Here is a 24,979-nt window from a genome sequence, read left to right on the forward strand (position 1 = left end):
TACACAACACACAACAGGAGGAAAAATGTACGCACAACTCATTCAATCGTTCAGCCCACATATACCCCACGTTCCATCCCTGTCAGCTCCCGTGCGAAGAGCGCACTGGGATAAGTTTTGGACGGGTCCACGCCCGGCGATTCTCAATGGAGCCAGCGAGGTCATCAGCCGTTGGACTCTCTTTAACTTGGGTTCGCACATCCACGATCCTGAATCGGCACTCAATTTCTATGCCGGTGTGAGCATGTGGGCAGCCGGGAACGCGCCCAGGTCCGTTTACCGGGCATGCAAACCGCTCGAAACCGAAGATTTTGCTCTACGTCTTTACGATGCGATTACGAAGACCCGCGAATGCGAACCGGAAGATGCGTACTGGGCATGGAGCACCGATCTGCGCATCCCGTTCGTGGGACCATCGCATTTCACGAAACTCATGTACTTTTCGCGACGAAACCCCTTGTACGAAAGCGAGAACATGCCGCTGATTCTCGACGGTCGAACTGCTCGAGCTTTGAACATGAAGCAAAGGTCAGCGTGGACTGCCTCAACGTATGGCACATACCTGCGCACTCTGTCCGAGATCGCTGACGAGTGGGGTCCGAGCGCAACAGCAGAGGACGTGGAATGTCAGCTCACAGCCCAGGGAATCCGGGCGGTTACGCGCAAGCCTCAGCTTGCCCAAGCAGCGTAGAGGTTCACCGCGAGTGACCTGCAGGAATATAAGAAGGCCACTGGTGGCATCGGCTTCCCCTCCGAAGCCACCAGTGGCAGGCGCCATAGCGCCCTTTCATCTTACACAGAACCTCAGTGCAAGGAGCAAATCGAATCAGTTTCTGACCATTTAGGCTACGGTTTTACTGTTCGAGACGTGCATTTTCGCGTTCTGCACGGAGTGAGGAGATTGCCGCTTCAAAGTCTTCGAGTGAGTCGAACCCTTGGTACACGCTAGCGAAACGCAGGTATGCAACTTGGTCGAGTTCGCGAAGGGGGTCCAGAATGGCCAGTCCCACTTCGTCGGCGTCGATCTCAGCGATCCCCTGCGAGCGGATGTTCTCCTCGACGCGTTGAGCGAGTTTCGCTAAATCGTCCTCAGAGACGGGACGTCCTTGGCATGCTTTACGCACACCGGAGACCACTTTTTGACGGGAAAACTCCTCGGAGACTCCCGAACGTTTAATCACCGATAAGCTCGTCGCTTCGATCGTGGTGAAGCGGCGTGAGCAGTTGGGGCATTGACGGCGACGGCGGATCGACGCTCCGTCTTCAGCGGTTCTCGAATCGACAACGCGCGAATCGCTGTGGCGACAAAACGGACAGTGCATTAGCTCTCCCTCCGTAGATGCACAGCATAACCGTGGGCGGGAAGGTTTTCAGCATCGGCCAGCGTCTCAATGTGATCGGCCACATCGAGCAAGCCGTTACGTGTGTAGCTCACAATCTGGCTACTCTTCATGAAACTGTGAACCCCTAGTGGCGACGCGTGGGTAGCTGTTCCGCTTGTGGGCAGTACGTGGTTCGATCCTGAACAGTAGTCGCCCAATGCCACGGGTGAGTAGTCGCCGATGAAAATCGTTCCACCGTGGCGCAGTTCCTGCGCAAACTCGTGAGGGTTTTCGACCATGACTTCGACGTGTTCGCCCGCGTACACGTTCGCCACGCGCACCATGTCCGTACGCGATTCGACCAACAAAATACCCGACTGAGACCCAGCAAACGCTTCACGGATCCGTTCGCGGTGTGTGGCTTCTTCGATCTGGCGGGCCAGTTCGTCCTGCACGCGGTCCACCAGGTCAGTCGAGTCCGTGACAAGAACAGAAGCCGCCAGCGGGTCGTGTTCAGCCTGGCTGATGAGATCCGCAGCGACAAACTCAGGCCTCGCATGATCATCAGCACACACGATAATCTCAGTGGGTCCTGCAATCGAATCAACGCCCACAAACGATCGGACAAGCGACTTAGCACCTGCCACGTACGCATTACCTGGGCCGGTGATGACATCGACGGGCTCACACACTTCGCCGTCGTCAAAACCGTAGGCAAACGCCGCGATCGCTTGGGCTCCTCCCATGGCCCACACTTCATCCACACCCAAAAGTTCAGCTGTCGCCATAACTACCGGTTGAGGCAAGCCAGAAGGTCCGGGAGGCGACGCGAGCGCCAACGACCCCACGCCCGCAACCTGTGCGGGCACCGCGTTCATAACGACCGTGGACGGGTACACGGCACGACCACCGGGAACGTAGAGTCCCACGCGGTCCACCGGGGTCCACCGCGTTGACACGACAGAACCGTCAAAGTCCGTCGTCGAACCCTGCGGGACATCGCGTGTGCTCACCTGACGCAAGCGCGCAACTGACTCTTCCAGTGCTTCGCGTACTCCTGAGTCCAATTCGGCCAGAGCGCGGGTGAGTTCTTCGCGAGGAACCCGCACGTTTTCTAACTCAACCCCGTCGAAACGCGACGTTGCATCGATGACTGCTGCACGACCTCGGTCCCGGACATCGTCAACCACTGGGGCGACACTGGAGCGTGCCTTGTCCAAAGAATCATGTGCTCGCGGAACGAGTGAGCGAAGCTTACGAGTAGAAATTCCCGCTGGCACCTTGATGATTCTTAACAGTTCGTTCACACAGCCATTCTACTCAGAGTGGTGTGGAACACCTCGGCGCCCCATCCCCTCATAGCAGCGGGTCATCCCAGACAGCGGGAGCCCAGCAGAGCCTTCAGGTCCCCGTAGAGGCTGGGACCAGTTTCGACCCGGCGGTTCAAACGAATCAACGTGCGCTTCCCTGGTTCCATCACATTGACCCGCACTTCCGTGGGGCCAGGGTTCGCGCGCAGAATCTCGTCGAGTTCCTCCACGGTGTTCTGGGTTGCACGATCTAGCGGAATGGTCAGTTGCAACGGGCTACCGGATGCGTTGGAGACATCGGGAAGCGTGACGGACTGCGCCATGAGGCTGATGGGCCGGTCTTCGGACTGTTTAACACGCCCACGGATCGTCACGATCAAATCACTCGTCAGAATGTCGGCAACGGGTTCATACACGTCGCCAAAGAACAGCACCTCGATCGAAGCTTCCAAGTCCTCAATCGTGACAATCGCGTATGGACGTCCCGTGTTCTTCGAAACCTTCCGCACAAGTGACGTGATCATGCCGCATACCGTGATGGTGGACCCGTCGGGTCGCCCGTGACTGATGAGATCCACAAGAGGAAGATCGGATTCAGACGCGATGACTCCCTCGAGTCCGTTGAGCGGGTGGTCCGAGACGTACAGCCCGATCATCTCGCGTTCAAACGCCAGCTTCTCTTTCTTGTCCCACTCCACTCGATCAGGGATAGGGATCGAGAAGCTCGAAGAGTCTTCGTCACCAAGGCCAGCAAACAGGTCGAACTGCCCCGCGGCTTCCTGACGCTTAACCCCAATGACCGAGTCAACGGCTTCTTCGTGAACTTCGACGAGTGACCTGCGGGTGTGCCCCAGCGAGTCAAACGCACCGGACTTAATGAGCGACTCCACGGTGCGCTTGTTGCACACGTGCGCAGGAACCTTGTCCAAGAAGTCGGAGAACGACGTGAACGCGCCTTTTTCGGTACGCGATTCCACGATCCCGTCGACCACGTTGTAACCCACGTTGCGCACCGCGCCCATGCCGAAGCGAATGTCGTTGCCCACTGGTGTGAAGTTGAGTTCAGATTCGTTCACATCCGGTGGCAGGACCGTGATGTGCATTTTGCGACACTCACCCAGGTACACCGCCAGTTTGTCTTTGTTGTCACCCACACTGGTGAGCAGAGCGGCCATGTATTCGGCCGGATAGTGAGCTTTCAGATATGCCGTCCAGTAGGACACCACACCGTACGCAGCGGAGTGAGCCTTATTGAACGCGTAGTCAGAGAATGGCAGGAGGATGTCCCACAGCGCTTGGGCTGCTTCTTCCGAGTAGCCCCGTTCCTTCATGCCGCCAAAGAACCCGACCTGCTGCTTATCCAGTTCGGCTTTCTTCTTCTTACCCATCGCACGGCGCAAAATATCGGCCTGACCCAGCGAGTACCCGGCCACCTTCTGCGCGATCGCCATCACCTGTTCCTGGTAGATGATCAGACCGAACGTGGTGTCCAGGATCTCCTTGAGCGGTTCAGCAAGCTCCGGGTGGATCGGGGTAATCTCTTGCAGGCCGTTCTTACGCTTGGCGTAGTTGGTGTGTGAGTCGGCACCCATGGGGCCCGGACGGTACAGAGCAAGCGTTGCGGAAATGTCTTCGAAGTTGTCCGGCTGCATAAGCCTGAGTAGCCCCTGCAGACCCCCACCGTCGAGCTGGAACACACCCAGCGTGTCCCCGCGTGCCAGTAGTTTGTACGTGTCGGCGTCGTCGAGTTCGAGGCGCTCAAGGTCCAGTTCCACATCGCGGTTGCGCTGAATGTTTTCAAGAGCGTCAGAAATGATGGTGAGGTTTCGTAGCCCCAAAAAGTCCATCTTGATAAGGCCCAGCCCCTCCGAGGTGGGGTAGTCAAACTGGGTGATGACCTGACCGTCTTGAAAGCGCCGCATGATGGGGATGACGTCAATAATGGGCTCCGACGACATGATGACACCGGCCGCGTGAACGCCCCACTGACGTTTGAGCCCTTCGAGACCTCGGGCGGTTTCAAAAACTTCGCGTGCTTGTTCATTGCTGGCAAGGAGGTTGCGGAAGTCCCCGGCTTCGTTGTACCGAGGTGCTTCCGGGTTTTCGATGTCGGCAAGGGGAATGTCTTTCGCCATCGTGGCGGGAGGCAGGGCTTTCGTGAGTTCTTCACCCATCGAGAACGGGTGCCCCAGCACGCGGGCCGCGTCTTTCAGCGCTTGTTTGGTCTTGATCGTTCCGTAGGTCACGATCATCGCGACGTATTCGGAACCGTATTTCTGTGTCACATAGTCGATCACTTCGGAGCGTCGACGGTCGTCAAAGTCCACGTCGAAGTCCGGCATGGACACACGTTCAGGGTTGAGGAATCGTTCGAAGATGAGGCCGTGCTGAAGGGGGTCGAGGTCAGTGATACGCATCGCGTATGCCACCATGGAGCCCGCTCCGGACCCACGTCCTGGCCCCACCCGGATTCCGTTGTCCTTGGACCAGTTAATGAAGTCGGCAACCACCAGGAAGTAACCGGGGAACCCCATCTTGATGATGATGTCGAGTTCGTAGTCGGCTTGCTTCCGCACCTCATCAGGAATGCCTTGTGGGTAGCGATAGTGCAACCCTTTGTCGACCTCTTTGATGAGCCACGACGTTTCGTCTTCGCCTTCGGGCGTTGGGAACTTGGGCATGTAGTTCGCACTGGTGTCGAACGACACGTCGCACATGTCTGCGATTTTGAGCGTGTTGTCGCAGGCTTCGGGGAGCTCTTTGAACAGGTGCCGCATTTCGGCAGGCGATTTGAGGTAGTACCCGGTTCCCGAGAACGCGAATCGGCTTCCGCCCTGATCGTATGTGGGTTCAAGGAGTTTGGACCCGGATTGCAGAGCCAGCAGAGCCTCGTGCGCTGTGGCGTCGGACTCATGGGTGTAGTGCAAGTCGTTGGTAGCGACAAGCGGCAGGTTGAGCTCTTTAGCCAGCCGCAAAAGATCCTTGGTTACACGGCGTTCAATTTCGAGCCCGTGGTCCATGAGTTCGCAGAAGTAGTAGTCCGCGCCAAAAATTTCGCGGTACTCCCCCGCAGCTTTGCGGGCCTCGTCGTACTGGCCCAAACGCAGACGTGTCTGGACTTCACCGGACGGGCACCCGGTGGTCGCGATTAGACCTTCCGAATAATTTTGCAAAAGCTCCCGGTCCAAGCGTGGGCGGTTACCCAAAGCTGAGTCCAAGGATGCAAGCGACGAGGCTTTGAACAGGTTTTGCATTCCCCGGTTGTTGCGCGACAGGAGTGTCATGTGCGTGTAGCGACCACCACCTGACACGTCGTCGGAACGCTGGGACTCGTCGGTGCGCCACTTCACGACGGTTTTGTCGTTACGGGCCGTTCCGGGAGTCACGTAGGCTTCGACACCAATGATGGGTTTGATGCCGGCTTTAGTTGCCTGGTTCCAGAAGTCGAACGCACCAAACAGGTACCCGTGGTCGGTGGTGGCCAATGCGTGCATTCCCAGTTCGTTGGTTGCCGCCATGAGGTCACCCAGACGGGCCGCCCCGTCGAGCATCGAGTACTCAGTGTGGACGTGCAGGTGTACGAAGTCGTCAGCCAATTACCTCACCACTGTGCTGCTCGTAAGCGTTCGAGCGCGGTCTCGAGATCGTGTGGATAGTCAGATGTGAATTCGACGTACTCCCCTGTTTCGGGGTGCTCGAAACCGAGTTTGACGGCGTGGAGCCACTGGCGTTCAAGCCCCAGTTTCTGAGCTAACACGGGGTCCGCCCCGTAGGGAATGTCACCGCAGCAGGGCCGTTTAGTAGCGGACATGTGTACGCGAATCTGGTGCGTGCGCCCGGTTTCCAACTTGACTTCAATCAGCGACGCTGACCTGTAGGCTTCAATCACTTCGTAATGAGTGACGGCGTGTTTGCCGTCTGTGCGTACCGCGTAGAGACCGTCTTTGCGTGGGTGCCGGCCAATCGGAGCTTCGATTGTGCCCACCACGGGGTCTGGGAGCCCCTGCACAAGGGCGTGGTAGGTCTTGTCGACGGTGCGTTCTTTAAACGCCCGTTTGAGGACAGAGTAGGCGTGTTCGCCTTTGGCGACCACCATGACTCCCGAGGTGCCCACGTCCAGACGCTGAACGATCCCTTGCCGTTCAGCCGCCCCCGAGGTGGCAATCTGGTACCCAGCTGCAGCAAGACCACCGATCACGGTGGGGCCGGACCACCCGGCGGCTGCGTGCGCCGCGACTCCGACTGGTTTGTCGACCACGACAAAAGCGTCGTCGTCGTAGATCACGTTCATTCCCGGTACTGGTTCAGCAACGATCGACAACGGTTCCTTAGGCTGCGGCATTGTCACGTCGATACGTGAACCTGCCGTCACTCGCATCGACTTAGGCACCTTGGCACCGTCGACTTCAACGTCGCCGTTCTCGGCGAGTCCGGCAGCTGCCGAACGTGACAGGCCAAGGAGGCGCGACAGCGCGGTATCGATGCGTTCACCTTCGAGCCCTTCGGGCACAAGGATTGAGCGTTCCACTACTCTTCCCTCCCGTCGATGCTGGTTCCTTTGAGTGTGAGAAGTGCAATGACGACGGCTGCACCTGTGATTGCGATATCAGCAATGTTGCACACAAAGAAGTGCAAATCAATGAAATCGACAACGGCTCCGTGCATAAACTGTGGGACTTGCCCATTTGCTGGCATGCGGAAGAACCTGTCGATGAGGTTCCCCGTCAAACCGCCTAAAAGTAAGCCCAGGCCGATTGCCCACCACGTGGAGGCAAGCCTACGAGAGATAAAGACGATCACGGCGAACACCGCAATCGCGATCACCGAAAAAATCCACGTTGCTCCGGCACCGATTCCGAACGCCGCTCCGGGATTGCGCAAAAACGTGAGTCCCACCAGGTCTCCTACGATTGCGATCCGTGGCTGACCTTGAAGGAAGTTCACCGCGAGAACTTTTGCGAGCTGGTCAATGGCGATGACGCCTAGCGCTAGTGCATATAGCGTCACAGCTCGTGTGCTCACGTACATCTCCTTTGGGCTTTTTCAACGAATTCGATCTTACGATATACAAACGCACCGCACGTAGGAACGTGCGGTGCGTTTAACGTGTTTGTGTCAAAGACTACACACGGACTCTCTGCTTACAGCGTGTGCTTAGCGTCCTTGGAAAGGGTCTCAGGAGCAAGCGAACCTGAGCTTTCGAGGTCGCGCAACTGGTCGGTGAGGTAGCTCTTGAGACGGGTACGGTACTGACGTTCGAAGTTCTGCAGACCGTCGATGTCCTTTTCCAGGTTGACCTTCTGCGTTTCGAGCTGCTGCAGGGTTTCGTCACGCTTCTTCTGAGCTTCAGAAACGATGTCGGCAGCTTTCTTCTTCGCTTCACCGATCAGGCGGTCGCGGGTCTTCTCACCTTCAGCAACGTGTTCGTCGTGGACGCGCTGTGCCAAAGCGATCAGGCCGTGAGCGTCCTTGTCGCCTGCGCCAGCAACAGGTGCCGCAGCAGGTGCGGTGGCAGCAGGTGCGGCAGGAGCAGCTGCAGGCTTTGCGTCTGGGGTAGCAACTGCAGGAGCAACCTGGGTTTCTTCGCCAACCTTAGCGTCGTCGGCAACCTCGGCCTTAGGTGCTTCGGCCTTAGCTGCTTCTTCCTTTGGAGCGTCAGCCTTAGCCGGTTCCGCCTTAACAGAAGCAGGCTGCTGTGGAGCAACAACAGGCTTAGCTTCTTCCTTCTTGGCAGTGGCTTCCTTAGGCGCTTCTTCCTTAGGAGCGTCAACAGCTGCTGGCATTGCCTGGGTAGCGTTCGCGTCTTCAGTGTTCGAACCCTTAGCTTCGAGTTCGGCTACGCGCTGTTCAGCCACAGACAGTTTCTGACGAAGTGAATCGTTCTCTTCGTTCAAGCGACGCAGTTCAACGACAACCTCGTCGAGGAAGTCGTCAACCTGGTCTACGTCGTATCCTTCACGGAACTTAACGTGCTGGAACTGTTTGTTGACTACGTCTTCAGGCGTAAGAGCCATGTGGCCACCTTCGGTTGTGCGTACAAATTCTTTTTTTGATGATCACTGCCACAATACCGCACCACCAGCATGAATGTGTCAAGTCATCATATGGGGACAGTCTAACCTACCTGCGTCGAGAGGACGAAGAGAAATCTCGAAAGCATCTGAACCCCAATAAATACAAGGATAAACCCTAGGTCAATCGCAACATTTCCTAGTCTGAGTGGAGGAATAACTTTGCGAATTGCCTTTATCGGAGGGTCGGTGATGGTGTAAATGATTTCACACAGCACCAACACTGCACCTGTGGGGCGCCAGTCTCGGGCAAAGACTTGAATCAGATCGATAATGACTCGGCCGATAAGTACATACACGTACAGCGACAAGAGCCACGCAAGAATCTGTAGAACTATTGCCACGAAACCTCTTTCAGAAAAAATTGACGGACCACCGTATACGGTAGCCCGTCAGAGGGAACAATCACGAATTAGCTTTGGTTAAAAAAGCTCGCCTGGGTCTTTGCTACGGAATCGGTTTCTTCGCCCACCTCAACGTTGGCAGGAGTAAGCAGAAACACGTTGTTTGTCACTTTAGAGATCGAGCCGTGCAAGCCAAAGATCAAGCCTGCAGAGAAGTCCACCAAACGCTTTGCGTTGGCTTCGTCCATGGCAGACAGGTTCATGACAACGGGGATTCCGTCGCGGAAAGCAGTACCGATCGTTTTCGCATCGTTGTAGCTGCGTGGGTGGATCACGTGGATGTTTGACATGTTCGCAGGCGATGCCGTTTCTACTGGGCGGACAGAAGAACGGATAGGCGTCACGTCAGCGGGTTCCTCTTCCTGTGGTTCTTCTTCGTACACAGGAGCTTCGTACTGACTGTTGCGTTCGTGACGTGGCTCGGCTTCGTAGGCTTCTTCTTCGCCGAAGCCAAAGTAGTTGCTGATTTTCTTCAGGGTGGACATTGGCACTCCTCGTGGTTTGGTTCCCTCATATTTGAAGGTACCGGAGGGCGGGTGTTGTTATGCGTCTTTGCGTGGGTGTGTCGTTAATTCTTCTAGCCACACCAGACCGCCGAACCGCCCTGTAATAGAGTCTTTGCGGTAGGAAAACAGATCTGAGGACTCGCGAGTACACGTGCTCGAGAAGTCGACAATCTCACACCCTTCACGGGCAGCCTGTTCAGCGACCCCGGCGGCGACATCCAAAGCAGGCGTTCCATCCCGAGAAACCGAAGCCGTCACCGGTTCAACGCTTGATACTTGAGCGCGCATGTCGGCAGGAACTTCATAGCAACGGGGGCAAATCGACGGGCCGATCGCCACCTGGATCTTAGACGCACCTAGTTCACGCATGGCCGCCACCGTTGCGGGCACCACGCCGTCCACCATTCCTGCTCGCCCGGCGTGCGCCGCCCCGATGACACCGACCTCGGGGTCTGCGAACATCACCGGCACACAGTCAGCCACCATGATGACTAACCCCAGCCCAGGCGTTTTCGTCACGTGCGCATCGGCCGTCACCGACTCCGCGCGTTCACCTGTGTGGGGATCGTGCGCTCCGTCTGCGTCCCACGCGATCACCCGGTTTCCGTGAACCTGGTCGATGAACCGCAGGGCTTCTGGATTGAGCCCCAGCGTATTGGCGAGGACTCCCCTGTTAGCCGCCACATCTGTGTCGTCGTCACCCACGCGCAACGCCAGGTTCAGCGTGCTAAAAGAGGTAGAACTGAAACCTCCCCAGCGGTCGGTGAACGCGACGTGCGCGCGTGTGCGACTGCTGGGGAGGACGAAACGGCTGTAGAGCACGTTTACTTCAAGAAGTCCGGAATTTCGATGTTGTTATCGAAGTTCTTGGTTCGTTCTTCCGGCAGGGACTCCGGAACTGGAGACGCCGCAGGGGCTGGCTCGGCTTCCGTTGCCGGCGCTGGCGCTGGGCTCTCTTCCGCTTCCTGTGCAGGACCGTCCGAGGCGGGCGTGGCTTCCTGTGTCGCCACCGCCGGGCTTGCCGCCTGAGTTTCGCTCTTAGGAACGTCGAAACCAGCCGCAATAACGGTGATACGGCATTCATCACCCAGGTTGGAGTCGATCACGGTACCAAAAATGATGTTGGCTTCTGGGTGAGCGGCTTCCTGCACCAGGCGGGCGGCTTCGTTGACTTCGAACAAGCCGAGGTCGGTGCCACCTTGGATCGAGAGAAGGACTCCGTGCGCACCTTCGATGCTCGCTTCCAACAGCGGTGAAGCGATTGCTGCTTCGGCTGCCTTGACTGCGCGGTCTTCACCAACCGCAGAACCAATTCCCATGAGCGCGGTTCCCGCGTCCTGCATGACTGACTTCACGTCGGCGAAGTCCAGGTTGATCATGCCGGGAGTTGAGATCAGGTCGGTGATGCCCTGCACACCGGAGCGCAGAACTTCGTCGGCTGACTTGAACGCTTCAACGACCGAGACGTTGCGGTCGGAGATCGTGAGGAGTCGGTCGTTCGGAATGACGATCAGCGTGTCGACTTCTTTGCGAAGTGCTTCAATTCCGGCTTCGGCCTGTGCGGAACGACGACGTCCTTCAAAGGTAAAGGGGCGTGTGACGACACCGATGGTCAACGCACCCAGTGAGCGGGCGATGCGTGCGACAACTGGCGCCGCACCCGTTCCGGTTCCGCCACCTTCACCTGCGGTGACGAACACCATGTCGGCACCTTCGAGTGCTTCCTGGATGGCTTCTTCGGAGTCTTCAGCAGCTTTGCGACCAATCTCTGGGTCGGCACCGGCACCGAGACCGCGGGTGAGCTCGCGCCCAATTTCAAGTTTGGTGTCTGCTTCTGACAGCACGAGTGCCTGGGCGTCGGTGTTGATCGCGATGAATTCGACACCGCGGAGGCCCACGTCGATCATGCGCTGTACAGCGTTAACACCACCGCCACCGGTTCCGGCGACCTTGATGTCTGCTCCGGATTGAGGGTATTCAGCCAAGTCGGTTCCTCTTTCGACGCTTAAGGGACAGGTGTCTTTGTCTCGACGCTATTGCCACTCACGGACTCGCGCAACTACCGCCGCGGTGTGTCGTTTAAGCCGTGTGGGCTCTGCCCTCAACTTTATCGCGCGACAGGGGTATCTGGCGCAGAAACATCGACGTATTCCTTGGAATGGTCGAGGAGTTTGAACGCTACTTTCAACTTCTTCTCGATGTCGCTGGCGTCTCCCACCCGGATTTGCCGCGTGGAGTCATCGTGCGTGACCACCACCGTGATGGCGTCTTCGGTTTGTGCATCGACTGACTCGACGCGTGAAATATCTGGCACGTGTTTAACCACAACGAGAGCTTGTTCAATTGCGCGGGGGCTGCCTCCGCGAATGTTGACGAGCTCAGGGTCGTGCTGAACCACGTCGATTTCTTCGCCACGCGACGAGTACCTGACCCACCCGTCGTCGGTTTTGTGTGCTGCAACGGGTTTTTTATCCGTGATGGTGACGTGCAGAGTGTTGATCCCCGACCATCTCACGCGCACGTTTTCGGACTTCGTGAATGCGGCGCGGATATCCCCAGAAAGCGTATTCATGGAGATTCTGGGAAGCGGACGACCGCCATATCGTTCAAGCACAAACGTGCGCACGTCTTCTGCCGGAGTCAGATCTCCGGTCTCTACGCTCACGTTTTTGAGACCCATGATGGGCGTAAAGAACATGAGGCACGCAACGAGAACGAGCCCCGCGACGATTCCGGCGCCCACCTTCACGCCGAGGTGGATTCCGCGTTTCTTCCCAATGACCGGGATGGATGTCACCGTGCGAGTGCTCCCAGTAGCTCCGGTCCCAAGATCGTGACGTCGCCGGCACCCACCGTCAAAACGATGTCGCCGGGTTTCACACGTTCGACGACAGTTGGTACTGCGTCAGAAAATGCGGGCACATATGTCACGTCGCTCGTGACCTCGCGAGCGATGAGTTCCCCTGTTACACCAGGAATTGGATCTTCGCGTGCAGGAAAGACGTCCAGGACGATAACGTCGTCGGCCAGGCTCAAAGCTTGTGCGAATTCGCGGTAGAAGTTCTTGGTACGGCTAAACAGATGCGGTTGGAAGACCACGTGGACTTTGTTTGATGGATCTACCACTTTGTTCGCTGCCGTCAGCAGAGCTGTCACCTCGGTGGGGTGGTGGGCGTAGTCGTCGTAGACGCGTACTCCCTTTTCGGTTCCGCGCAGTTCAAAACGGCGACGCGTACCCGTGAAGCTTTCCAACCCTTGGATGATTCCTGCAGGGTTCGCTCCTACCGTGCGCGCACTCAAGAACGCAGCTGTTGCATTGAGCGCGTTGTACGTTCCAGGCAACGCGATGTCGAACCCATAGCTCTGCCCCTCGTATGTGATCGAGACGCTAACCCCTTGTCCGTGGGTCGTCGCCTTAACGCGTGCGTCAGCATCGTCATTTTCACCGTAGAAGATGACGTTGCTCCCTCGTTCACGAGCTTCACGTCCGATCGAGGCCGCACCTTCGTCGTCTGCACACACGATGAGGGTGCCGCCCATTTTTCCTACGTGGGAGCTAAAGTCGACGAATGCTTCGCGGACACGCTCCCAACTCCCATAGTGGTCGAGGTGATCTGCTTCAGCGTTCGTGATGACGCCAACCTCTGGGCGGTACTTCAAGAACGACCCGTCAGATTCGTCAGCCTCAGCGATGAACACATCTCCTGAACCGGCGTGCGCGTTGGTACCAGTTTTCGAGAGTTGCCCACCGATCGCAAAGGAAGGGTCCTCCCCCGCTGCCTGCAGGGCCACTGTGGTCATCGAGGTGGTTGTCGTTTTTCCATGCGTCCCGGCGATTGCGATGGTCCGCTTGCCCTCCATGAGCATGGCAAGTGCGTCCGAACGGTGAATCACTGGAATGTTGAGTTCCTGTGCGCGCACGATTTCGGGGTTAGTGGGCCGGATGGCCGAAGACACAACAACGGTGTCGACGCCTTCGACGTGTGAGCCGTCGTGCCCAATGAACACGTGGGCACCTTGAGCGCGCAGCGCATCGACCACCGCTGACTCTTTTGCGTCTGAACCAGTCACGGTGTAGCCACGGCTGAGCATGATGCGGGCAATGCCGGACATGCCGGCTCCTCCGATCCCAATGAAGTGGTACGTGCTCACGTCTGGTCCTCTCGTTCGTCACGGGTCATGAGTTCATACGGGTATGCCCTGTCCGGGTACGGGACGTTCGCTGCCTCGAAGATCATGCGTGTCACATCGCGGTCGGCTGTTGCCGGGAACTTGAGTTCGTTCAAGCGTTTGGTCATGTTCTTCAAACGGTGGGGATCTTTGGCAAGCGGAATGACCGTGTTCTTGATGGTCGTTGCGCTAAACGCCGCGTTGTCCACCATGAGCGCCCCACCGGCAGTGACAGGATCCGAGGCATTTTTCACTTGTTCGCCGTTGCCGATCGCCAGCGGAACATACAGTGCCGGCACTTGGGCGACGGTCACCTCGGCGACAGTCCCTGCGCCAGCTCGACAAATCAGAAGGTCCGCAGCCGAGTACACCGTCTCCATACCGTCTACGTATTCCGTGACATGGTAGTTGCGCAGGTCTGCTGTGGCTTCGCGAATCTTGTCAGCCTTGCCGATTCCCGTGATGTGCAGTACCTGGACACCGGTGCGCCGAATTTCGTCAACCGCGTCGCAGAACGCGTCGTTAATAGCCTGTGCACCGCTGGAACCGCCCGTCACGATCACGGTGGCAAGGGACGCGTCCAGGCCGAGTTTCTGCATGGCTTCGTACCGAGTCAGCGGGTCCTTGCGGTTGATCTGAGCGATCTCGCGACGCATGGGCATTCCCACGTGCTTCCCCTTCATTGGGGTCGAGGCGAACGTGTAGCCGACATGCTTGGTAAAACGTGCCCCCAGTTTGTTCGCAAGTCCCGGTACGGCGTTGCCTTCGTGGACCACGATTGGCACTCCCAAGGATTTTGCGGCCAAGTAGGCAGGTGTAGACACGTATCCACCCACACCCACAACCACGTCGACGTTGTTTTGCTTAATCAAGTTCCTGGTACGCGAAACTGCTCCGGCCAAACGACCGGGGAACTTCACAAGCGACGCATTGATGGAGCGGGGAAACGGCACCTTTTCAATCGTGTTGAGTTCATATCCTGCCTGAGGAACGAGGCGACTCTCTAGCCCTTCCTCGGTACCCAGGATCGTCACGTTTCCGTTGGGGTCTTGGAACGTGAAGTCGCGGACAATAGCAAGCATCGGAGCCACGTGCCCCGTTGTCCCACCACCAGCAAAAAGGACGTTAACCATTCTTACTCTTTCTTGACATTCGGCCCAGCAGCGTACTTCGCAGGTGGAAACCACGCGACGCAAGCGCTTCCGAAGCACCAGGTTCAGAACGTGCAAATGACAACAAAACCCCCGCAGCTATCAGTGTCGCGGCCAGCGAAGAACCACCGTATGACACGAATGGCAGAGGCACACCGATCACCGGCAACAGGCCAGTCACAACCGAGATATTGATAAACGCCTGACCGGCCAACCACGCTAAGAGTCCCGCCGAAACCGTTTGGACAAACCGGTCTTGCGAACGCATGATGATGCGCACAATTCCGTAGCTCAAAAGAGCAAACAGCAAAACTACAGCCAACGTTCCCACGAGCCCCAGCTCTTCGCCGATGATCGCGAAAATGAAGTCGTTGTGAGCTTCCGGCAACCACGCCCACTTTTCGCGGCTCCCACCGAGGCCGACTCCTAGCCATCCTCCGGAGGCAAGCGCGTACAGACCGTGGTTGGACTGCCAGTGCTGCCCCAGCGGATCCGACACGTCAGACGAGTGACCGGTGAACATCGCTTGAATGCGCGCTATTCGGTTCGCATTCGTCAGAACCAACACCGCCACACCAGCGATCGCGGCCGCCATGAGCGTCATAATCCACTTCCACGGCAGTCCTCCCACAAAAAGCGCGCCAAGGGCAACTGCGATGAGCACCAGCCCGGTCCCGAGGTCGTGCCCGGCTATCACGAGCCCGATCGACAGGCCAGTGGCGGCAAGGACTGGAATCACAACGGTAAAAGACGAAAGCTCTCGGATTTTCGCTGCCATGAAACGACCGATGTACAGCGACAGCGCAATCTTGACGAACTCCGCTGGCTGGATTCGAAAACCGCCACCCACCGAGAACCATGACCGGTTTCCGTTGACTTCAACGCCAAGCGGGGTCAACGGCAGAACCTGTAGCAGAAGTCCGCCTATCAGAAGCACGGGAGCGAGCTTCTTCCAGGTCTTTACCTTGAAGCGTGCGACAACAAACATCAAGCCCATCCCGACCACAGCGAACATGGCTTGCCGAAGAAACACACTGAAAGGGTTTCCCTCACCACCTGCGTACGAGGTGATGGACGACGCCGAAAGCACCATGATGAGACCAAACGAGGTGAGCAGAACAACACACCACAGCACGATGTGGTAAGTGGCGACCGGGGCGTCTAACAGTTCTTTCCACTGCTCGACCCAACGGCGCGCACGAGACGGGTTCTCTACTGCCTGGCTCGCCACGTTTACAGCTCGCTTACTGCCTGTTCAAAAGCGTCGCCACGCTCCACGTAGTTCGTGAACTGATCCATGCTTGCTGCGGCTGGGCTCAACAGCACCGTGTCGCCAGCCTGCGCGGCGTCGTTAGCGGCACTGACCGCGCGTTCCATGACCTTGGGCCCAGGTTCGATGCGGATCACGTCAACCTGCGATGCTTCCAGTGCGCTCTTCAGTGCAGAGTCGTCTTCACCAATGACGACCACTGACCTGAGGCGGTCTTTAAAGGTGGCAACGATGTCGTGGTAGTCGGCCCCTTTCGGCAGACCACCGGCGATCCACACGATCGGGTCAAAGGATCCCAGCGCTGCCGTTGTTGCGTGCGGGTTCGTCGCCTTCGAGTCATTCACCCAGGTGATGTCGTCGTGTGTGCGCACAACTCGCATCCGGTGGTCACCTGGCGAGAACGACCGCAAGCCGTCACGCACCGCAATTGGTGGAAGGTCGATACTGCGGGCAAGCGCAGCCGCTGCTAACGCGTTCATGACGTAGTGGGCTGGAGCGGACGTTGTTCCAGCTGCGTGCGCAACATCTTCCAGGCTGGCCAATTCCAACGCGCTCGAATAACGGTTAGGCGCAAAGGCGCGATCCACTAAGACGTCTTCTACCAGGCCAAACTCTCCGGGCCCGGGGACACTCAAACCAAAACCGACCGCGCGGGCCCCGGCAACCACCTCGGCATCTTCTACCAACGTACGCGTAGCCAGATCTTCCCGGTTGTACACGCATGCCTTCATTACGTTCGAGAACACCCGTGCTTTGTCAGCCACATAGTTCTCATACGACCCGTGCCAATCCACGTGATCAGGCGCGAGGTTGAGTACCACTGCGGCGTGGGCGCACATCGAAAACTGCCAGTGGAGTTGAAAGCTCGCAAGCTCAATCGCAAGGACTTCAGCAGCCGGGTCCAAAACAGCTTCAAGAAGAGGAGAACCGATGTTGCCACACGCAACAGCGTTCACGCCCGCGGCCTGAAACATCGACGCGAGCATGGACGTGGCCGTGGTTTTACCGTTCGTTCCCGTGACGACCAGCCACGGTGCGGCGTTCGTGCCACGCACCCGCCACGCAAGTTCGACTTCACCGATCACTGGCACGCCCTTGGCCTGAGCGTCCACCAAAAGCGGCTGGTCGGGACGCCATCCCTGGGACGTACACACCAGGTCGGGAAGCGAACCGTCGGGGGCCGTGGGAAGCTCCGTGACGTGTTCGGGGCCACGGCGAATGTCCACGTCGAATACGCGCAAGATCTTTTCGTGTTCACTCCGGTCGATCTGAGTGTCGCCGTCGACACAAATGACGTGAGCGCCTCGTTCAGCGAGGTGAACAGCCATGGGGTAGCCAGAAACACCCAAGCCGGTCACTACAATCGTGAGACCGTCTAAGGGCGACTCAGGGCCAATAATCTGCTCGGGGATCTTGTCAGCGAGCGGATAGTCCACGGGTGTGGCACCGGGTACCAAGACATCAGCCAAGGTAGGACACCCACTCGGCGTAGAACAGGGCCACTGCGATCACAACACCGATCAGCGCCACGATCCAGAAACGGATCACGATGGTCACTTCGCCCCATCCTTTCAGCTCAAAGTGGTGCTGCAGCGGGGCCATGCGGAACACGCGTTTACCGGTAAGCTTGAACGATGTCACCTGGACAATCACCGAAACGGTGATGATGACAAACAGGCCGCCCAAGACAACCAGCAGAAGCTCGGTGCGTGACATCATCGCGAGACCACCAATCGCACCACCGATTCCGAGTGAACCAGTGTCACCCATGAAGATCTTGGCGGGCGAAGCGTTCCACCACAGGAACCCGATACACGCTGCCCCCATTGCCGCTGCGACCATGGCCAAGTCGCGTGGGTCGCGTACGATGTAGCATCCGGCGCGGGCAGTGCTCATGAGGTCACAGTTCTGGATCGACTGCCACGACGTAATGATGACGTACCCGGCGAATACCACCGCGGCCGCACCGGAAGCGAGTCCGTCCAAACCATCGGTGAGGTTTACCGCGTTCGATGCAGCAGTGATGATGAGGTTGGCCCACACCACAAACAGGACCACCCCCACTGCTGTTCCCCAGAAAGCGAGATCTAACGCATCAATATCGCGCAAAAAAGAGATTTTTGCTGACGCCGGAGTACGCCCGTAGTCATTCGGAAAAAGCAGGGCAAGAACCGCGAACGAGACGCCCACGAAACCCTGCCCGATCAGTTTGCCTGCGGGGCGCAGACCGAGCGACCGCTGTTTGGACACTTTGATGTAGTCGTCCAAGAACCCGACGATTCCCAGGCCCACTGCCAACCACAACACCAAAAGGCCGGAAGGCGTAGGGCTCGAACTGGTGAACAAGTGCCCCAGGAGGTACGCAACAACTGCCGACAACAGAATGACGACACCACCCATGGTGGGGGTACCGCGCTTGGTGGCGTGGGACGCTGGACCATCGTCGCGGACGAACTGTCCGTAACCGCGTTTCACGAGCACACGGATAAAGAGGGGCGTACCCACCAGCGTCAGGACGAGCGCAATGCATGCGGCAAGAAGTACGGCAATCACTGGGCCCCCGAAACTCCGGCGATCTCATCGCCGAGGAAGCGCAGTCCAGCATCACGCGAGGACTTGAAAAGGACCAGATCTCCTGGTTTGAGTTCGGATTGCAGAAGGTCGCGGGCGTCCGAGACATTCTCAACCCATGTGGCTTCGTTCCCCCAGGATCCTTCTAGGTTTGCTGCCTGGTAGATGGGACGTGCGCCTTCACCTACCGCGATCGTGCGTGAGATGTTCAAGCGCACCACAAGACTTCCAATCTTGTCGTGCTCTTCGACTGACGCATCGCCCAGTTCGAGCATTTCACCCAACACCGCTACCGTGCGCCGAGGTGGGTTTTCGTCATCGCCTCGGCCCATCTCGGCGAGTGTCTTGAGGGCGGCGCGCATAGAGTCGGGGTTGGCGTTGTACGCGTCGTTGATGACGGTCACACCATTTGGTGAGTCGACGAGTTCCATTCGCCACCTGCTTGCAGCACCAGCGGTTGCCAGGGTGGTCACAATTGAGCGGGCAGTCACGCCACACAGGTGCGCTACTGTCGCGGCCGCCAGCGCGTTCGATACGTGGTGCTGACCCAAAAGCGACAGTTCAACCTGTGCGGGTTCTTCGCCAGGAAGGTGCAAAACAAACGAAGAGCGTCCGGTTGCTCCCGTGGTGACGTCGCTCGCCCACACCGTTGAGTCTGGGTTCGTGGGTTCGCCTTCGCTGAACCACATGGTGTTAACACCCTGGGCAAGCACGTTCTGCATGTCACGCACGCGCGGGTCGTCGGCGTTGAGGACCGCCCAGCCTGGTTCCTGAAGCGACTCAACCAGCTCTGCTTTAGCCCGTGCAGTGTTGTCGATCGAACCGAAAACGCCCGAGTGAGCGGCACCGACGTTGAGTTCGACTGCAATATCGGGGCGGATAAGCGACGTGAGGTAGGCGAGGTTTCCGATGGATCGCGCACCCATTTCGAGAACCAGGAAACGGGTCGACTCCCCTGCCTGCAGGGCTGTCAGAGGAACGCCCACCTCGTTGTTGTACGAGTTGGGCGGGTAGACGGTTTCACCTTCACCAGCCAAAAGAACAGACACGAGGTCTTTCACCGAGGTTTTCCCACTTGAGCCAGTGATCGCGATGATGGTCATCGATTCGCGCAACGCTTCAACACTGGCCGAGGCGAGCTTTCCGAGCGCGACTGTCGCGTCGGTGACCACACACGATGGGAGTGTGTCATCGCCAACGGTGGGGACAGCTTCGGCGATCACAAGCGCGGCACCTGCGGCTATCGCCGAGGGCGCAAACTCGATTCCGTTCGTCGTTTCTCCTCGACGAGCCACAAAGATGTCGCCGGTGGAGATTTCGCGGGAATCGGTTTCAACTCCGGCACTCAGGGTTGTCTGGGGGTCAATGCCATACAGCTCTCCCCCAACGATGTCAGCAATCTGCTGTGCGGTGAATTCCTTCATATCATTCCTGAACTTTACCGGTTCTCTTCACGGTGATAGGCCTCAATGGCCTCGCGTGTCTGGTCACGGTCACTAAACGGGAGCACTTCACCGGCGATTTCTTGACCGGTTTCGTGTCCCTTCCCAGCAACAACAATAGTCCCGTTTACACCTGCGAGCTCAACCGCTCGGCGGATCGCTAAACCACGGCCATCAGCCTCTTCGATGGTGTGAGCACGTACGTCAGTTGCTTCGCGCGCACCAGCTAAAACTTGTGCGCGAATCGAGGCCGGATCTTCTGACCGCGGATTGTCGTCAGTGACAATTACCACATCTGCACCGCGTGCGGCGGCTTCACCCATGGCAGCGCGCTTGGTGGAGTCTCGGTCGCCTCCGGCACCCACGACCACGACCACGGGGTCGCCCGACAACCGATCCAGCACCTTTTCAATGGCGTCTGGCGTGTGCGAATAGTCGATGATGGCCCGCGGGTGCGCAGCGTTGACCACTTCCATACGTCCGGGAACAACGACCTCGGTCCCGTTCGCAATCGACGCGACTGCCTCAAACGAAGCTCCGGACTCCAACAGCATGGCAAGGGCCAGCGCGGTGTTGGTGACGTTGAACAAGCCCGGAAGAACAGGCGTGAACGGTATATTCCCCTGTGGCGTGTGCAATTCCCATTTCGCACTCTGAACCACCAGATAGTCGGGCTTGTCTTCGCTGTTCATCGACACAGTCACCACTGGGATCTGGGAGACGGAAACGAGTTTGCGCGCCCAGTCATCCGCAAGAACCACCACTCCGCGGGAGGCAAACACCGGGGTAAAGAGAGTAGCTTTCGCGTTGAAGTACTCGTCCATGGTGCCGTGATAGTCCAGGTGGTCCTGGGACAGGTTCGTGAAACTCACCACGTCGAAGTGCGCCCCGTCGACACGGTGCTGGCTCAGCGCGTGGGAGGACACTTCCATCGAGCACGTATCGACACCCGCGTCCCGCATCCGAGCTAAAAGCTGATGTAAAGCCGCAGCCTCAGGGGTGGTGCGCACACTGTCAACCCGGTCACCTGCGATCACTGTGGCAACCGTTCCAATCAACCCAGTCGTGTGACCTAGCGCTTGGAGGAACGCATCGAGGATAAACGTGGTTGTGGTCTTACCGTTGGTGCCTGTCACGCCAAACATGGCAGGGCTTGCTCCGGTTCCATACACTTGCGCGGCGATGTGGCCAGCTACTGCTCGCGGGAACTCGTGAACAAGGATTGTCAGGTCGGTAAAGTCCAGGCCTGCTTCGCGCATGATTTCGACGCCGGCCGGGTCGGTGAGGAACGCGTGAACTCCTTGGTTGACCAGCTGGGCTGCAAAGCTAGCGCCGTGGACATTAGCGCCGGGAAAGGCTGCGTATAGCCCACCCGGCTTGGTCGTGCGTGAGTCGTTGTCCACGCTCGTGATGTCACGGTCGGTGTCTCCCACAACCGTGGTGTTCTCAAGCGTGAGGTCAGCGATCTTCATTTTTCCACTCTCTAGCTGGAAGTTCAGGGACAGGGCCGGATGGAGGCACACGCATCTGTTTGAGCGCGTAGCCGGTGACATCGGAAAACACTGGTGCGGCCACCGCACCACCATAGTGCCCTTTGCGTGGTCGTTGCAGGGTCACCGACACGGTGATTTTGGGGTCGTCAATGGGAGCAATTCCGATAAAGCTTGCGGTGTACCCGTCGTATCCGCCGCCTTTGTCCGATGGCGCTTGGGCTGTTCCGGTCTTACCCCCCACCCGGTATCCGGGAACTTTGGCATTGCCTCCAGTCCCGTCTTCGACTACCGCTTCGAGAATCTCTCGCATCGACTGCGCGGTCTGAGGCTTAACCACCTGGGTGCCGTCTTTGAAGGGGATTTCCGTGACTTTTCCGGTGGGGTCCACAGTCCCGTTGACGATGCGTTGTGGGTGCGCGACTCCATCATCGGCAATGATAGAAAACCCTTGCGTGGTCTGTAGCGCGGTCGCGGCAACACCTTGACCGAACAATACTGTTTGTTCGGTACGTCCGTCCCACGACTTGGGGTGACGCAGAATGCCGCGGCTCGTTCCGGGAAACTCCAGTTCCGGGGGCGTGCCGAACCCAAATTTCTTGAGCCACTCGTAGCGTTCTTGGTTATTCAACCCCTCGGCTGCGATCAGCGTTCCCGTGTTGGAGGAGTCCATGAGGATTCCTGCCAAGGTGAGGTTTTGGTCGGCGTGGTTGTGGGAGTCGCGGAAGACTTCGCCGTTGGGGGCTTTCCATTTGTCCGGCACCACGTATTGAGAATCCGCGGTTGCTTTGCCGGTTTCAATGAGCGCCGAGGTGGTAATGAGTTTCGCTGTCGACCCAGGTTCGAAGTTGGAGGTGAAGGTTCGTGACCCGCGGTCTTCGGCCTTGCTCTTACCGGGGTTGTTGGGGTCAACTGTGGGCGATTCGGCTGCAGCCAGGATACGTCCTGTGCCCGCTTCTTGAATGACGACGGATCCCCATTCGGCCTTGTGCTTTCTCACGGCTTCGCCAATGGCGTTTTGCGCATACATCTGAATATTGGTGTCGATGGTGAGCTGGAGACCCGTTCCGTCCACGGGTGGAACTTGTGAATTGCTTCCAAGTGGAATGGGGTCACCGGACAGTCCGCGTTCGTATTGCTCCTTTCCGTCTTTACCGGTAAGGAGGTGACGGTATTGGCGCTCGACACCGGTGAGGGCTTCACCGTCAGATCCCACGAATCCCACAATGTTTCCGGCGACTTCACCTGCGGGGTAGGTGCGGACTGAGGACTCTTCGACCGTGATGCCGGGGATTTTGAGTTCGCGAATCTCTACCCAGACTTCACTCGTGAGGCCGTCTGCGATGGGGCTCCACCGCTTCTCCCCTTGTTCTTTGAGTTTGGGGTAGATAAGCCCGGGATCGGTGTTGAGAACGGTCGCAATTTCGTTTGCAGCGCCCCATGCACCAACAACCTGACCGTTTTCGTCCTTGTAAGCCGCCACATTGACCGGGTCGGCAACCAGCTTGAAACGCCTGGCGTTATCTGCGAGAACAGTTCCATCAGCCGCAAGAATAGAGCCGCGTTTGGCAGGCAATGTTTTGCTGACAAGTCGCGAGTCCAATGCCTGCTCTGCCAGTTTCGCGGTATCCATGCCCTGAATCGACACGAGCTTGACCACGATAAGAACAAGGACAGCGGCAATCGCGAATACGACTAATGCCATGCGACGTTTGGGATTAGCAACCTTTCGGCTGGCAATCGTCGCGGGCATTTTTCATCCTTTTCTACGGGGTTCTGATAGTGGGCGCTTCGAGGTCTTTTCCACTTTCACCGACTGCGGGAAGCCTCTCATCCGATCGTAAGTTTGGTCGAGCGTCATCCCTTGTATCGGCACGCGGGCCAGGCACGGTTCCCACTTTCTTTCCAGGATCTTCCTTCGCTTCAACGACTTTGCCGTCAGTGGTGACGAAGTACACCTTGTCAGCGGGCACCAAGCCCATCTCGTGCGCTGCTTTGTGTACGTTCTGCGGGCTTTGCCGGTAGGCGATGTCTTCAGAAAGTCGGTCGCGCTGAGATTTGAGGTCTTCGCTGCGTTCGCTCAGTTCGTTGATCTGGTAAGTGGTGTTCGAAACGAAGATGTTGGCCAGTAGCACCGCTACTACGCCTATGAACAGAATGCCCATGCATACAAACGGGAACGACCGTGATCGTCGAACCGGAGAGGTGATGAGCTTGAGGGGTCGTTGGGTAGTGACTGGGCTCCGCTGTACGGAGCGCCTTAGTGCAGTGCTCACGCGGGATCAACTCCAATTTTTCTCACGGCTCTCAGCCGCACAGAGGCTGCGCGGGGATTCTGGTTAATTTCTTCTTGTGGCGCTTTGTAGGCGCCTCGGACAATTTCTTCTAGCCACGGTTTGAGGTGGTCGGGCACAACGGGAAGGTCGGGCGGCGCTTGTACGGTCGTCCCTTGGCGGAAAATGCGTTTGACAATGGTGTCTTCGCCAGACTGGTAGGACTCCACAACGGCCACTCCCCCGAGGTGGAGCGCTGAGAGTGCCACAGGTAGAGCTCGCGTGATGTTGCCAAGTTCGTCATTGACTTCGATGCGCAGGGCTTGGAATGTGCGTTTGGCTGGGTGAGACCGCTTCCGTTGGTTCTTTGGGTCGGGGACTACCCGGCCAATGAGGTCGGCGAGCTGCTGTGTGGTCGTCCATGGTGTGTGTTCCCGGTCGACGACGATCGCACGAGCAATTTTGCGCGCGTACCGTTCCTCTCCGTACGTGGAGATAATGCGAGCGAGGTCCTCTTCTGAGTACGTCGCCAGCACGTGGGCGGCACTGATTCCCTCTGTGGGATTCATACGCATGTCCAGCGGGGTGTCGCGGGAGTAGCTGAAACCGCGTGCGTCATCGTCGAGTTGTAAAGAGGAGACGCCGAGGTCGAAAAGGACTCCTGAGATCGGCGGGTTTCCGCGTTGGTCGAGAACCTGGGCAATGTCGTCGTCCGAGGTACACACAGCCTCAAAGCGAGAGCCAAACGGGTCGAGCCTCGTTGTTGCGATGTCAATAGCCGCGGGGTCACGGTCAATTCCGATGACGTGGACATCGTCATATGCGCGCAGGATGCCTTCGGAGTGACCACCCATACCCAAAGTGAAGTCGATAATGACGGGCGTAATGTCGCGGGCCCGTGCTTCTTCGACTCCTCGTCCCAGCAGTTCGACGCACATGTCGAGCAGAACGGGAATGTGTGGATATGTCATGGTCTCCTCCTTCCTGGCTGTTGTTGTG

General features: G+C 57.9%; 22 protein-coding genes. 1 reads left to right on the forward strand and 21 read right to left on the reverse strand.

Translation table 11 applies throughout. The annotated features are described in order from the left end of the window. The first annotated feature begins 25 nt into the window (after positions 1-25). Positions 26-691, forward strand: a complete 666-nt coding sequence (locus tag MHX53_RS08955) for a hypothetical protein (protein WP_239272312.1) — start codon at positions 26-28, stop codon at positions 689-691. A gap of 163 nt (positions 692-854) precedes the next feature. Here MHX53_RS08955 and nrdR read toward each other — a convergent pair whose 3' ends face one another. The 21 genes from nrdR to rsmH form a co-directional block, all read right to left on the reverse strand. Continuing rightward, positions 855-1,322 carry a transcriptional regulator NrdR gene (gene nrdR / locus MHX53_RS08960; RefSeq protein WP_102238238.1) on the reverse strand — a complete coding sequence of 156 codons (468 nt, stop codon included), beginning with the start codon at positions 1,320-1,322 and terminating at the stop codon, positions 855-857. Beyond that, positions 1,322-2,629 carry a histidinol dehydrogenase gene (gene hisD / locus MHX53_RS08965; protein WP_239272314.1) on the reverse strand — a complete coding sequence of 436 codons (1,308 nt, stop codon included), beginning with the start codon at positions 2,627-2,629 and terminating at the stop codon, positions 1,322-1,324. Before hisD ends, nrdR begins: the two co-directional genes overlap by 1 nt. Positions 2,630-2,691: 62 nt before the next feature. Further along, positions 2,692-6,228 carry a DNA polymerase III subunit alpha gene (gene dnaE / locus MHX53_RS08970; protein ID WP_275433696.1) on the reverse strand — a complete coding sequence of 1,179 codons (3,537 nt, stop codon included), beginning with the start codon at positions 6,226-6,228 and terminating at the stop codon, positions 2,692-2,694. Positions 6,229-6,233: 5 nt separating this feature from the next. Then, positions 6,234-7,160 (reverse strand): RluA family pseudouridine synthase, encoded by a 927-nt coding sequence (locus MHX53_RS08975; protein WP_204515818.1) that lies wholly within the window; start codon positions 7,158-7,160, stop codon positions 6,234-6,236. Beyond that, complete coding sequence (locus tag MHX53_RS08980) at positions 7,160-7,654, reverse strand: signal peptidase II (protein ID WP_239272316.1); 495 nt, start codon at positions 7,652-7,654, stop codon at positions 7,160-7,162. Before MHX53_RS08980 ends, MHX53_RS08975 begins: the two co-directional genes overlap by 1 nt. Before the next feature lie 119 nt (positions 7,655-7,773). After that, on the reverse strand, positions 7,774-8,646 hold the full coding sequence (locus MHX53_RS08985; RefSeq protein WP_239272318.1) for a DivIVA domain-containing protein: 873 nt from the start codon (positions 8,644-8,646) through the stop codon (positions 7,774-7,776). 101 nt (positions 8,647-8,747) lie between these two features. Continuing rightward, entirely contained in the window at positions 8,748-9,047 is a 300-nt protein-coding gene (locus MHX53_RS08990; RefSeq protein ID WP_239272320.1) for a YggT family protein, read from the reverse strand. A gap of 68 nt (positions 9,048-9,115) precedes the next feature. Further along, complete coding sequence (gene sepF / locus MHX53_RS08995; RefSeq protein ID WP_102238244.1) at positions 9,116-9,592, reverse strand: cell division protein SepF; 477 nt, start codon at positions 9,590-9,592, stop codon at positions 9,116-9,118. Between the two features lie 57 nt (positions 9,593-9,649). After that, complete coding sequence (gene pgeF, locus MHX53_RS09000) at positions 9,650-10,435, reverse strand: peptidoglycan editing factor PgeF (protein ID WP_239272322.1); 786 nt, start codon at positions 10,433-10,435, stop codon at positions 9,650-9,652. 2 nt (positions 10,436-10,437) lie between these two features. Beyond that, complete coding sequence (gene ftsZ, locus MHX53_RS09005; protein ID WP_239272324.1) at positions 10,438-11,598, reverse strand: cell division protein FtsZ; 1,161 nt, start codon at positions 11,596-11,598, stop codon at positions 10,438-10,440. A gap of 122 nt (positions 11,599-11,720) precedes the next feature. Then, complete coding sequence (locus tag MHX53_RS09010; protein ID WP_239272326.1) at positions 11,721-12,410, reverse strand: hypothetical protein; 690 nt, start codon at positions 12,408-12,410, stop codon at positions 11,721-11,723. Then, on the reverse strand, positions 12,407-13,765 hold the full coding sequence (murC, locus tag MHX53_RS09015; RefSeq protein WP_239272328.1) for a UDP-N-acetylmuramate--L-alanine ligase: 1,359 nt from the start codon (positions 13,763-13,765) through the stop codon (positions 12,407-12,409). Before murC ends, MHX53_RS09010 begins: the two co-directional genes overlap by 4 nt. Beyond that, complete coding sequence (murG, locus tag MHX53_RS09020; RefSeq protein ID WP_102238249.1) at positions 13,762-14,916, reverse strand: undecaprenyldiphospho-muramoylpentapeptide beta-N-acetylglucosaminyltransferase; 1,155 nt, start codon at positions 14,914-14,916, stop codon at positions 13,762-13,764. Before murG ends, murC begins: the two co-directional genes overlap by 4 nt. Continuing rightward, entirely contained in the window at positions 14,909-16,165 is a 1,257-nt protein-coding gene (ftsW, locus tag MHX53_RS09025) for a putative lipid II flippase FtsW (RefSeq protein WP_239272329.1), read from the reverse strand. The genes murG and ftsW overlap by 8 nt, the downstream gene beginning before the upstream one ends. A 2-nt stretch (positions 16,166-16,167) precedes the next feature. After that, entirely contained in the window at positions 16,168-17,673 is a 1,506-nt protein-coding gene (gene murD, locus MHX53_RS09030; RefSeq protein ID WP_239272331.1) for a UDP-N-acetylmuramoyl-L-alanine--D-glutamate ligase, read from the reverse strand. After that, positions 17,666-18,757 carry a phospho-N-acetylmuramoyl-pentapeptide-transferase gene (gene mraY, locus MHX53_RS09035; protein ID WP_239272333.1) on the reverse strand — a complete coding sequence of 364 codons (1,092 nt, stop codon included), beginning with the start codon at positions 18,755-18,757 and terminating at the stop codon, positions 17,666-17,668. Before mraY ends, murD begins: the two co-directional genes overlap by 8 nt. Further along, entirely contained in the window at positions 18,754-20,199 is a 1,446-nt protein-coding gene (gene murF / locus MHX53_RS09040; protein ID WP_239272335.1) for a UDP-N-acetylmuramoyl-tripeptide--D-alanyl-D-alanine ligase, read from the reverse strand. Before murF ends, mraY begins: the two co-directional genes overlap by 4 nt. Before the next feature lie 14 nt (positions 20,200-20,213). Then, positions 20,214-21,689 (reverse strand): UDP-N-acetylmuramoyl-L-alanyl-D-glutamate--2,6-diaminopimelate ligase, encoded by a 1,476-nt coding sequence (locus MHX53_RS09045; protein ID WP_239272337.1) that lies wholly within the window; start codon positions 21,687-21,689, stop codon positions 20,214-20,216. Next, a complete protein-coding gene (locus MHX53_RS09050) occupies positions 21,676-23,460 on the reverse strand; it encodes a penicillin-binding protein 2 (protein WP_239272339.1) in 1,785 nt (594 codons plus the stop codon). The genes MHX53_RS09045 and MHX53_RS09050 overlap by 14 nt, the downstream gene beginning before the upstream one ends. Before the next feature lie 13 nt (positions 23,461-23,473). After that, positions 23,474-23,872, reverse strand: a complete 399-nt coding sequence (locus MHX53_RS09055; protein ID WP_102238256.1) for a hypothetical protein — start codon at positions 23,870-23,872, stop codon at positions 23,474-23,476. A gap of 107 nt (positions 23,873-23,979) precedes the next feature. Next, complete coding sequence (gene rsmH / locus MHX53_RS09060) at positions 23,980-24,951, reverse strand: 16S rRNA (cytosine(1402)-N(4))-methyltransferase RsmH (RefSeq protein WP_239272341.1); 972 nt, start codon at positions 24,949-24,951, stop codon at positions 23,980-23,982. Positions 24,952-24,979 lie beyond the last annotated feature (28 nt).

Origin of the sequence: Brevibacterium sp. ACRRH, from assembly GCF_022346365.1 — a bacterium.
In the GTDB taxonomy this organism is placed as follows: Bacteria; Actinomycetota; Actinomycetes; order Actinomycetales; family Brevibacteriaceae; genus Brevibacterium; species Brevibacterium paucivorans.

What these genes read in the sequence shown, in the direction of transcription:
- MHX53_RS08955 (WP_239272312.1), top strand. Translation starts at nt 26, where the DNA reads ATGTACGCACAACTCATTCAATCGTTCAGCCCACATATACCCCACGTT.
- nrdR (WP_102238238.1), bottom strand. Translation starts at nt 1,322, where the DNA reads ATGCACTGTCCGTTTTGTCGCCACAGCGATTCGCGCGTTGTCGATTCG.
- MHX53_RS08985 (WP_239272318.1), bottom strand. Translation starts at nt 8,646, where the DNA reads ATGGCTCTTACGCCTGAAGACGTAGTCAACAAACAGTTCCAGCACGTT.
- sepF (WP_102238244.1), bottom strand. Translation starts at nt 9,592, where the DNA reads ATGTCCACCCTGAAGAAAATCAGCAACTACTTTGGCTTCGGCGAAGAA.
- murG (WP_102238249.1), bottom strand. Translation starts at nt 14,916, where the DNA reads ATGGTTAACGTCCTTTTTGCTGGTGGTGGGACAACGGGGCACGTGGCT.
- murF (WP_239272335.1), bottom strand. Translation starts at nt 20,199, where the DNA reads ATGAAGGAATTCACCGCACAGCAGATTGCTGACATCGTTGGGGGAGAG.
- MHX53_RS09045 (WP_239272337.1), bottom strand. Translation starts at nt 21,689, where the DNA reads ATGAAGATCGCTGACCTCACGCTTGAGAACACCACGGTTGTGGGAGAC.
- MHX53_RS09050 (WP_239272339.1), bottom strand. Translation starts at nt 23,460, where the DNA reads ATGCCCGCGACGATTGCCAGCCGAAAGGTTGCTAATCCCAAACGTCGC.
- MHX53_RS09055 (WP_102238256.1), bottom strand. Translation starts at nt 23,872, where the DNA reads ATGGGCATTCTGTTCATAGGCGTAGTAGCGGTGCTACTGGCCAACATC.
- rsmH (WP_239272341.1), bottom strand. Translation starts at nt 24,951, where the DNA reads ATGACATATCCACACATTCCCGTTCTGCTCGACATGTGCGTCGAACTG.